The 9,631-nt window shown below is 71.7% G+C and carries 11 protein-coding genes and 1 pseudogene; 6 read left to right on the forward strand and 6 right to left on the reverse strand.

All coding sequences use genetic code 11. The features are described from left to right. Positions 1-263, reverse strand: a 263-nt coding sequence (locus tag AC13HU_RS22980) for an enoyl-CoA hydratase/isomerase family protein (RefSeq protein ID WP_483043828.1), incomplete at its 3' end; no start/stop codon positions are given. A gap of 246 nt (positions 264-509) precedes the next feature. Here AC13HU_RS22980 and AC13HU_RS22985 point away from each other — a divergent pair. Beyond that, positions 510-677 carry a DUF3117 domain-containing protein gene (locus tag AC13HU_RS22985; RefSeq protein WP_073493047.1) on the forward strand — a complete coding sequence of 56 codons (168 nt, stop codon included), beginning with the start codon at positions 510-512 and terminating at the stop codon, positions 675-677. Positions 678-858: 181 nt separating this feature from the next. Here the strand turns inward: AC13HU_RS22985 and AC13HU_RS22990 are convergent, their stop codons facing one another. Further along, complete coding sequence (locus AC13HU_RS22990) at positions 859-1,527, reverse strand: O-methyltransferase (RefSeq protein ID WP_483043829.1); 669 nt, start codon at positions 1,525-1,527, stop codon at positions 859-861. 162 nt (positions 1,528-1,689) lie between these two features. On the opposite strand from AC13HU_RS22990, the gene sigE reads away from it, so the two are divergent. From sigE to AC13HU_RS23010, 4 genes are all read left to right on the forward strand, one after another. Further along, the gene (sigE, locus tag AC13HU_RS22995; protein WP_483043830.1) at positions 1,690-2,457 is read left to right on the forward strand and encodes an RNA polymerase sigma factor SigE; all 768 of its coding nucleotides are present in this window, start codon (positions 1,690-1,692) and stop codon (positions 2,455-2,457) included. Beyond that, positions 2,454-3,314, forward strand: coding sequence for an anti-sigma factor family protein (locus tag AC13HU_RS23000; protein ID WP_483043831.1), 861 nt, complete (start codon positions 2,454-2,456; stop codon positions 3,312-3,314). The genes sigE and AC13HU_RS23000 overlap by 4 nt, the downstream gene beginning before the upstream one ends. Before the next feature lie 163 nt (positions 3,315-3,477). After that, complete coding sequence (locus AC13HU_RS23005; RefSeq protein ID WP_483043832.1) at positions 3,478-3,999, forward strand: sec-independent translocase; 522 nt, start codon at positions 3,478-3,480, stop codon at positions 3,997-3,999. A 160-nt stretch (positions 4,000-4,159) separates the two neighbouring features. Beyond that, positions 4,160-4,774 carry a hypothetical protein gene (locus tag AC13HU_RS23010; protein WP_483043833.1) on the forward strand — a complete coding sequence of 205 codons (615 nt, stop codon included), beginning with the start codon at positions 4,160-4,162 and terminating at the stop codon, positions 4,772-4,774. A gap of 178 nt (positions 4,775-4,952) precedes the next feature. Here the strand turns inward: AC13HU_RS23010 and AC13HU_RS23015 are convergent, their stop codons facing one another. The 3 genes from AC13HU_RS23015 to AC13HU_RS23025 form a co-directional block, all read right to left on the reverse strand. Further along, on the reverse strand, positions 4,953-6,122 hold the full coding sequence (locus AC13HU_RS23015) for an Mrp/NBP35 family ATP-binding protein (protein ID WP_483043834.1): 1,170 nt from the start codon (positions 6,120-6,122) through the stop codon (positions 4,953-4,955). Positions 6,123-6,197: 75 nt separating this feature from the next. Further along, the gene (locus AC13HU_RS23020) at positions 6,198-6,788 is read right to left on the reverse strand and encodes a DUF1003 domain-containing protein (protein ID WP_483043835.1); all 591 of its coding nucleotides are present in this window, start codon (positions 6,786-6,788) and stop codon (positions 6,198-6,200) included. Next, positions 6,778-8,187 (reverse strand): magnesium transporter MgtE N-terminal domain-containing protein, encoded by a 1,410-nt coding sequence (locus AC13HU_RS23025; RefSeq protein WP_483043836.1) that lies wholly within the window; start codon positions 8,185-8,187, stop codon positions 6,778-6,780. The genes AC13HU_RS23020 and AC13HU_RS23025 overlap by 11 nt, the downstream gene beginning before the upstream one ends. A gap of 353 nt (positions 8,188-8,540) precedes the next feature. Between AC13HU_RS23025 and AC13HU_RS23030 the strand changes: the two genes are divergently transcribed. After that, positions 8,541-9,263, forward strand: coding sequence for a hypothetical protein (locus tag AC13HU_RS23030; protein ID WP_483043837.1), 723 nt, complete (start codon positions 8,541-8,543; stop codon positions 9,261-9,263). A 36-nt stretch (positions 9,264-9,299) separates the two neighbouring features. Here AC13HU_RS23030 and AC13HU_RS23035 read toward each other — a convergent pair. Next, a pseudogene (locus AC13HU_RS23035) lies at positions 9,300-9,631 on the reverse strand (hypothetical protein); the annotation flags it as partial.

The raw sequence follows: 9,631 nt of genomic DNA on the forward strand, positions 1-9,631 counted from the left end.
GGGTTGTAGTGCTCGGCGACCGTGGTCATGCCGCCGCCCGCCGCCAGGATGCCGACGTGCTCCTTGAGGTCCTGGCCGACACAGAACGCCCGGCCCCGCGCGGTGAGCAGCACGGCGCGCACCGCCTCGTCGGAGCCCGCCGCCCGCAACGCCTCGCGCAACGCGTTCTTCGTATTCGTGTCGAGCGCGTTCATCGCCTCGGGACGGTTCAAAGTGACCGTCGCCAAGCCGTCCTCGACCTCGTACAGCACGCTCTCGCCCATGCCAGAACCCCTTCGTCGCGGCAAGTGTCCTGGCCAGGATGCCGGACCCGATGACGGTCCGACATGTGACGTACATCAAACCGCGCCGGGCCCGAAAGCCGCCCAACCCGGCGAAATGGCCGGGTTTGGGGGATCGGAATGTACAACGGAGTGCTACGGCTATTGGTCATCAGGTCGACTGATGCGGGATAATGGCCGAGAACCAATGTGTTCGAGTCCGAGCTGGTTTCAGGAAGGGGAACGAGCATGGCGGCCATGAAGCCGCGGACGGGTGACGGCCCGCTCGAGGTGACCAAGGAGGGGCGGAGCATCATCATGCGCGTTCCGCTGGAGGGCGGCGGGCGGCTTGTTGTAGAGCTGACCCCGGACGAGGCGGACGCCCTGGGCGATGCGCTGAAGAAGGCCATCGTCTGAGACCAGCGGTCCGAAATCGTCGCGGCCACGTACGTCCCACGTACGTGGCCGTGCTCATGCCCTTCTTATGTCGCCTCGTATGTCGTCCGCCCGCCTCCCGGGGCCCCGGACCGGCGCGTCCTTCGGCCCGCGGGTTGCGGCGGCGAACAGTCGGGCGCTTGACGCGCCGAGGGCTGAGCGGTCAGGCGCGGCGGACGGCGCAGAGCAGGCCGTCGTCGGTGGGCAGCAGTACCGGGGCCAGCCGCGGACTGTCGCGTACCGCACGCATCAGCTCGCGCAAGTGCAGTGACTCGGCGTCCTGGTGGGCCGCGTCCAGCGCGCGGCCCTGGGCGAAGGTGCCCTCGAAGCAGAGCACGCCGCCGGGGCGCAGCAGCCGCAGCGACTCGTCGAGGTAGTCCAGGCACTCCAGCCGGTCGGCGTCGCAGAAGACCAGGTCGTATCCGCCGTCGGTGAGGCGGGGCAGGACATCGAGGGCGCGGCCGCAGATGAAGCGGGCCCGGTTGGCGGCGACGCCGGCCTCCCGGTACGCCTCGCGGGCGAGCTGCTGGCGGTCGGGCTCGGAGTCCACGGTGGTCAGCACCCCGTCCGGCCGCATGCCGCGCAGCAGGTGGATGCCGGAGACCCCGGTGCCGGTGCCGATCTCGACCACGGACTTCGCGTCGCAGGCCCCGGCGAGCAGTCGCAGGGCCGCGCCGGTGCCGGGGGAGACCGCGCGCAGCCCTGCCGTGTGCGAGCGGGCGCGCGCGCGTATCAGGGCGTCGTCCTCGGCGACGAACGCGTCCGCGAACGCCCAGCTCGCCTGCCGGTTGCCGGTAATGGCCGCTCCCCTTGTCCGGTGTTCTCCTTGCAATTGCGCCGCCCGGGCGACTGTATCCGTTGCCGCCGGGAACCTGCTGATGGGACCGGGCGTTGGAGAACACGGGTGGCAACAGCACCCCGCGGGGATGGAGCGGCAGCCCCCTCTCCGCTTTGGCAACAGCGCACTTATCCGGAGCTAACGGGCGAGGTGGATATGGTAGGGGCTCTACTGGAGACCACCAGAGCCGACAGGGGAGGTGCGGCTGCGGCCGGTGACCGAGGAATGCTTGACCGCTTCCGTAGGTCCGCCGGACAGCCGAAATCCGTGACCAACACCGCTGATGACAGTTCACGCACGACCGACTCCGCGACCGCGACCGCGACGTTCGCCACCGACGGAGACGGCCAGACGTGGACGCCTCCTTCCTGGGAGGAGATCGTCAGCACGCACAGTGCCCGGGTGTACCGGCTGGCCTACCGCCTGACCGGGAACCAGCACGACGCGGAAGACCTCACCCAGGAGGTCTTCGTGCGGGTCTTCCGCTCCCTGTCCACCTACACGCCCGGCACTTTCGAGGGCTGGCTGCACCGCATCACCACGAACCTCTTCCTGGACATGGTGCGGCGCCGGCAGCGCATCCGTTTCGACGCCCTCGGCGACGACGCGGCGGAGCGGCTGCCCAGCCGCGAGCCGTCCCCCGCGCAGCACTTCAGCGACACCCACTTCGACGCGGACGTCCAGCAGGCGCTGGACACCCTCGCACCGGAGTTCCGTGCCGCCGTGGTGCTCTGCGACATCGAGGGGCTGTCGTACGAGGAGATCGCCGCGACCCTCGGGGTGAAACTCGGCACCGTGCGAAGCCGCATCCACCGTGGCCGCTCGCACCTGCGCAAGGCTCTGGAGCACCGGGCGCCCGGAGCGCGCCCGGCGCCCGCGTTCGCTGCCGCCGCACCCAAACCCCTGGAGGGCGGGAGAGCGTGAGCAGCAGCGGTTCAGGCGAGCAGCACCGTCCCCAACGTCCTGCACCCGCCGAGCAGCACCTCGGTGACCGGCTTGCCGCCTTCGTCGACGGCGAGCTGACGGACGACAGTCGGGACCGGGTGCTGGCCCATCTCGCGACATGTACGCAGTGCAAGGCCGCCGCTGCCGAGCAGCGGCGGCTGAAGCGCGTGATCGCCGGCTCGGAGCTGCCGGCCCTCTCCGCCGGCCTGCTGGCGCGGTTGCACGGCCTGCCGGCCATGGACGGCCAGGACGGCCCCGGTGGCCCGGCACGGCCCGAGGGCCTGTCGGCCGACGAGGCGGGTGCCGGCCACCGTCGCGGCCCGTTCGACGGCGGTTTCTTCGGCTCGCGGCCGTCGGTCCCCGACTCGGTGCTGTCCGACCCCGGCAGATCCGATTCCGGCCGCTCGGGCTCCGGTCTGGCCCGGTCAGGGGGCGCGCGGCGCGAGGAGTTCTCCTTCCTCGGCCCGGCCGCCGACCTGGTGCCCGCCGGTGACGGGCGCGGGCGCGGCTTCCGGGTCCACGACAGCACCTCCCGTGGCCGTCGCTTCGCCTTCGCCGCGGCCGGCGCCTTCTCGATGGCCGCGATCGCCATCGGCAGCGCGCTGCCGATGGAGGCGTCGATGGACAGCGGCGCCCGGCCGGACGACGGCCCCGCGGTCAGCCCGCTCAGCGCCGGCCAGGTCTCCGACACCCGCGGCACCATCCCGCGCGGCGTGCTCGGCGCGGAGGACCGCGACGAGCAGCGGCGCGGGCGGATCGTGGTCGCGTCCGCCACCTCCGTGCCGTTGATACCGCCGGTCCAGCAGGTGCAGAACCGCTCGGTCCCGCTGCACTGAGCGGTGGTTCGGCGTCGGATCGGGACCGGTGTCGGCGCAGGTCTTCACCAGGCGGCAGCATAGTGTTGGCCACGGCCACTCCCGTATCGCTTGCTCGGGCAGGTACCGTAAATTCCGCCGGTCCCTGCCCACGCCGGCTGTGGACGTCACAAGGAGCTGCAAGGTGTTCTTCGACATAGGCCCGCTGGAGCTGGTCGCGATCGTGGTCCTTGCCGTGCTCGTCTTCGGCCCGGACAAGCTGCCGAAGCTGATCCAGGACGCCATGGCCTTCATCCGGAAGGTGCGGGAGTTCTCCGACAGCGCCAAGGAGGACATCCGCCGCGAGCTGGGGCCGGAGTTCAAGGACTTCGAGTTCGAGGACCTCAACCCGAAGACCTTCATCCGGAAGAACCTGATCAACGGCGAGAACGACGACTACGGCCTCGGCGAGCTGCGGGACCTGGGCAAGAGCCTCGACCTGCGCAAGGACCTCACCGACGTCACCGACCTGCGCAAGGACATGGCGGAGGTCACCGACGCGGTCAACGGGGTCAGGACGGGCGTCAACGGTTCGGCCGCCGCGTCAGCCTCCTCGGCGACCTCGGGTTCCGCCGGAGCCGGCGCCGCGGACTCCAGCAGCACCCCCGACCGGCTGAAGAAGCTGGATCCGGACGAGCCGCCGCCGTTCGACGCTGACGCGACCTGATCCGGGTCGCGTCAACCCGAATCCACGTTTTCACCCGATTGCATGGCCGTTGTCCGTGTGTTCGGCATCACCCCACGTCGTTTCGCGCCCCTAACCCGCCCATGGTCGGGCAAGATGGCATGTCGCCCAGGAGGGCGGTCATCGAGGAGGCGCGACCCATATGGAGACGAAGACCGGCACGCAACAGGGGGCGGTCGAGGGCTACCTGTTGGCCGACTTCCCCTGGTACGGGCTGGACCAGGCATTCACCGGGCCCAGATGGCTCGGTCTGCTCGGCACCAGCGCGGACGGGACCGTCGAACACGGAGCGACCGGACACGGCGACGAGCCGTCGCTCAAGGCCGAGGCCGCCGACCCGGAGGGTCAGAAGTTCGCGGTCGTGGTCACCGTCGCCCACCGGCCGCTACGGCGCAGCTCCGACGGCACCGGGGTGATGGAGGCCACCTCGGTCGCCTCCGCGGCCTGGCTGGCCGGCTCAGGGCTGCTCTCGGCGACCTGGCCCACCCGGATGGACCGTGCGCTGCGGCAGGACTGGCTGGACCAGCAGACCTCGGCGGCGTGGGAACTCGCCGACGAGCTGGACGGCCCCGGATGGTCGTCCCTGTCCCTTCCCGTCGACGGTGTGCCCACCGCTTTCCACTACCGCGAGTCTGAGTACGGCTGGGTGATGGCCGGGTCCGCAGCCGGGGTCCATCTCGGCGCCTACGGCCGCAACATGTCCGCGTACGGCCTCGCCCTCGCCGCCATCCCGGACCTTTCCGCGTACGCGGGGTAGCCGGACCCGCCCGGGTGCCCCGTCCCGCCGGTCCAGGGACCACCTGCCGGTGGAGGGTTGCACGCGCGGTTCCCGCGCCCCCTTGTAGGAGCGGCTCCTTCCATGTTCGCGGAAGGAGCCGCCGCAGATCCAGGGGCGCGTGGGGCAGCCGGGAAGGCTACGTCAGAAGAGGGCTACGTCAGAACTTGTTGCGCGGGGTGATCCCGAGGGACATCCCGGCCAGCCCGCGCGAGCGGGTGGTGAGCTTGGCGGCGATGCCCCGCAGTGCTGCACCCGCGGGGGACTCGGGCGCCGAGAGGGCCACCGGCGTACCGTCGTCGCCGCCCTCGCGCAGCCGGATGTCGATCGGGATGCGCCCGAGCACGGGCACCGTCGTCCCGGTGGTGCGGGACAGCCCCTCGGCGACCCGGTCACCGCCACCCGTGCCGAACACCTCGACGATCTCGTCGCAGTGCGGGCACGGCATGCCCGCCATGTTCTCCACGACGCCGACGATCTTCTGGTGGGTCTGCACGGCGATCGACCCGGCCCGCTCGGCGACCTCCGCCGCCGCCTGCTGCGGGGTGGTCACCACGAGGATCTCCGCGTTCGGCACAAGCTGCGCGACGGAGATCGCGATGTCGCCGGTGCCGGGCGGCAGGTCGAGCAGCAGGACGTCGAGGTCGCCCCAGTAGACGTCCGCGAGGAACTGCTGGAGCGCGCGGTGCAGCATCGGCCCGCGCCACACCACCGGCGCGTTGCCCGGGGTGAACATGCCGATCGAGATGACCTTCACGCCGTTCGCCGACGGCGGCATGATCATGTTCTCGACCTGGGTGGGCCGGCCCTCCGCGCCGAGCATCCGCGGCACGCTGTGCCCGTAGATGTCCGCGTCGACCACGCCGACCTTCAACCCGTCGGCGGCCATCGCGGCGGCGAGGTTGACCGTCACCGAGGACTTGCCGACCCCGCCCTTGCCGGAGGCGACCGCGTAGACCCGGGTCAGCGATCCGGGCTGGGCGAAGGGGATCTCCCGCTCGGCCTGGCCGCCGCGCAGCGAGGAGGCCAGCTCGCGGCGCTGCTCGTCGCTCATCACGTCCAGCGCGACCCGCACCGACGTCACCCCGGCCACGCCCTGCACCGCGGCGGTGACCCGGCCGGTGATCTCGTCCCTCATCGGGCAGCCGGACACGGTGAGATAGACGGTGACCGCGACCGAACCGTCGGCGGCGATGTCGACGGATTTCACCATGCCGAGTTCGGTGATCGGCTTGTGGATCTCCGGGTCGTCAACGGTCGCCAGCGCGGCGCGTACGGCGTCGTCGGTGGGGGTGCCGGTCGGGTGAGAACCGTGCAGAGCGGTAGCCATACGCACGAGGATACGGCGGTCCCCAGCGGCCCTTCAGCGGCCCCGGCCGTCGCCTTCGTCACTGCGCGGGCGGCACTAGTCGCCGGGCCGGTCCGGGCCGTGCCGCTCGTTGCGCCGCTCACCGTGCCGCTCGGCGTCGTGCCGTCGCTCCTCGAACTCCTTGACCAGGTCCTGGAGCTCCGAGCGGATCCAGTCGCGGGTGGCGACCTCGCCCAGGCCCAGCCGCAGCGCGGCCACCTCGCGGGTCAGGTACTCGGTGTCGGCGATGCTCCGTTCGTTCTGCTTGCGGTCCTGTTCGAGATTGACCCGGTCCCGGTCGGCCTGCCGGTTCTGCGCGAGCAGGATCAGCGGGGCCGCGTAGGACGCCTGCAGCGACAGCATCAGGGTCAGGAAGATGAACGGGTAGTGGTCGAACTGGAAGCTCCGGGGCGCGAAGACGTTCCACAGCACCCAGACGATGATGATCACCGTCATCCAGACGATGAACCGTCCGGTGCCGAGGAACCGCGCCACCCGCTCGGAGAGCTTGCCGAACGCGTCCGGGTCGTATGACGGCAGCAGGGTGCGGCGCGGTGCGCGCGGCTGGTCCAGCCGGTTCTGGCGCGGCCGTCCGGTCGCCGTCGCCCCCGCCGGGTGGCGGGTCCGCTCGCGCTCGTCAGCGGTCATCCGCGGCCTCCGCGCGCTCGTCCACGTCGCGGCCGTCCGCGCGGTCGTCCGTGTCGCCGTCCGTGTCGCCTTCCGTGTCGCCGTCCACGTCGTACAGCGCGGTCTCCCGCCAGTCGTCCGGCAGCAGGTGGTCGAGCACGTCGTCCACGGTCACCGCGCCGACCAGCGAACCGCTCTCGTCCACCACCGGCGCGGAGATCATGTTGTACGTGGCAAGGAAGCTGGTCACCGACGGCAGCGCGGTGTCCGGGCCCAGCGGTTGCAGGTCGGTGTCCACGATCGCGCCGAGGAGGGTGAACGGCGGGTCGCGCAGCAGCCGCTGGAAGTGCACCAGGCCGAGGTACCTGCCGGTCGGGGTGTCCTCCGGCGGCCGGCACACGTACACCTGGGCGGCCAGCGCGGGGGACAGGTCGGGGTTGCGGATGCGGGCCAGCGCGTCGGCGACGGTCGCGTCCGGGCGCAGCACGATCGGCTCGGTCGTCATCAGCCCGCCCGCGGTGCGCTCCTCGTACGCCAGCAGCCGCCGTACGCCCGCGGCCTCCTGGGGCTGCATCAGGGTGAGGAGACGTTCCTGCTCGTCGGTCGGCAGCTCGGCGAGCAGGTCGGCGGCGTCGTCGGGGTCCATCGCCTCCAGCACGTCGGCGGCCCGCTCCTCCTTGAGCTTGCTGAGGATCTCCACCTGGTCGTCGTCCGGCAGTTCCTCCAGGACGTCGGCGAGCCGGTCGTCGTCGAGGGCGGCGGCCACCTCGCCGCGGCGCTTGGGCGACAGGTGGTGCAGCACGTTCGCCAGGTCGGCCGGGCGCAACTGCTCGAAGGTCGCCACCAGGTTCTCCGCGCCCTGGCCCTCCTCGGCGAGCGAGAAGCCGCTCACCGCCGACCAGTCCACGGTCAGCGCCTCTCCTCTGCGCCGCAGCGCCCCGCTCTTGCCGCGCCGGACGAAGACCTTGTCGATCTCCCAGTCCCGGCGGGAGGGCAACTGCGTCATGGCCACATCGAGCACGGTGACCTCGACGGAGAGGCCGTCGTCGGCGGCGGAGCGGGCCACGGCGGCCGGGGTCTCGGCGGGGGAGCCCGACTCGTCGGTGGCCAGCCGCACCCTGCGGTCCAGCAACTCGCCCAGCACCAGCGTCTCGGTCGGCCGCTGCTCGAAGCGCCGCATGTTCACTACGCCGGTGGTGATGACCTGCCCGGACTCCACGCCGGTGACCCGGGTCATGGGCAGGAAGATCCGGCGCCGGCTGACCACCTCGACCAGCAGACCGAGCACCCGGGGCGGGCGACCGCCGACGCGCAACATCACGACCACGTCGCGCACCCGCCCGACCTGGTCGCCGTTCGGGTCGAAGACGGCGACTCCGGCCAGGTGCGAGACGAAGACCCGGGGGGCGCCTGCCGCCATGTTGGGGGCCTCCTACGGTCTGCGGAGGGCTGCTCCGATGGGCTGCTCCGGTGCCTGCGGGTCACACCCGCCGCACCCGCTCAGGCTACTCCCGGCCGATCTTGCCTGCCCCATGGGATAGTCCCCGGGAGTAACGACCTGGTGCACGACAGGCGGTGGATCAAGAAGCGGCGTCATGGGGCTTCGGATGCAAGGCGCCGAAGTGTCCTCACAGGGTGGTGCTGAGGGCATTTCGGCAAGCCGCAGCCGGAGTCGCGGGGCGTCGCGAGCCCGCCGCCCATCGTGCACCAGGTCGTCACCCTGCGGTAGCTTCGAGGCCGCCCGCAGCCGCCGTCCCTGGAGGAAGAGAACTCGTGCACCACGGCCGCAGGACTGTCGCCGCCGCTCTGGCCGCCCTCGGCGCGAGCGGCCTGCTCTCCGGCTGCCTCGGCTTCGGTGGTGACCCCGACGCGGGTACCAACGGGGTCGGCAAGCTCCCGGTGCGGACCATCGAGCAGAAGGCGAAGTCCGCCGCCGCGAGCGCCGTCGCGGTCCGGCTGGCCGGCACCGTGGTCAGCGGCGGCCGGACGTACCGCCTCGACATGCGACTGCGCAGCAACGGCGGCGTCGGCGAGGTCACCAGCAAGGGCGCCACCTTCCAGCTGCTGCGCGTCGGCGACGACCTCTACCTCAAGGCGGGCGCCGACTTCTACGGTGACGGCGGCAGCGACAAGAACAGCAAGGCCGCCGCCGCGAAGCTCAACGGCAAGTACGTCAAGGTGCCCTCGAACGACCCCTCCTACCAGCAGTTCTCCGGATTCACCGACAAGAAGACGCTGCTCGCCGACCTGTTCGTGCTGGACGGCACCGTCAAGACCGGCGCCCACCGCAAGGTCGGCTCGACCAGGACCATCGCGCTCGACGGCACCAAGGGCGGCTCCCTCGACGTCTCCCTCAAGGGCTCGCCCTACCCCCTGCGTTACGAGCGCGCGGGCAACGCGGGCACCCTGACCCTCTCGGACTGGGGCCAGGACTTCACCCTCGCCGCCCCGGCCAAGTCCGAGGTGCTGGACTACGGCAGGACCGTCGGCAAGTAGCGCGCCGCCCGCACCCGGCCCGGGTACGGGCCGCGGTCAGGTCCTGCGGCGCCGCGCGAGGAGCTTCGGCAGTCCCGCGGGCGCGGGGCGGCGGGTGGTCGCCGGGGTGGCGACGGGGGTGGTGGCGCCCGAGGCGTCGGGCATCGCCCCCGGGTGCTCCGGTACGGTCCCGGTCGGCGTCAGCCGGAAGACCTGGCAGTCGGCCGCCCACCGCGACGGCACCGCCTCGGCGTCGACCGCGTTGAGCCGCTTGCCCTTCAGCTCGGCGACGGCGGCCTCCCACGGCTCGCCGTGCGGCGCCAGCACCTCGACCCGCGCGGACCAGGTGACCAGCCGCCCGCCCTTGTCCTTGCTGCGTACGGTCACGG

The organism is Streptomyces sp. NH27 (assembly GCF_056859195.1).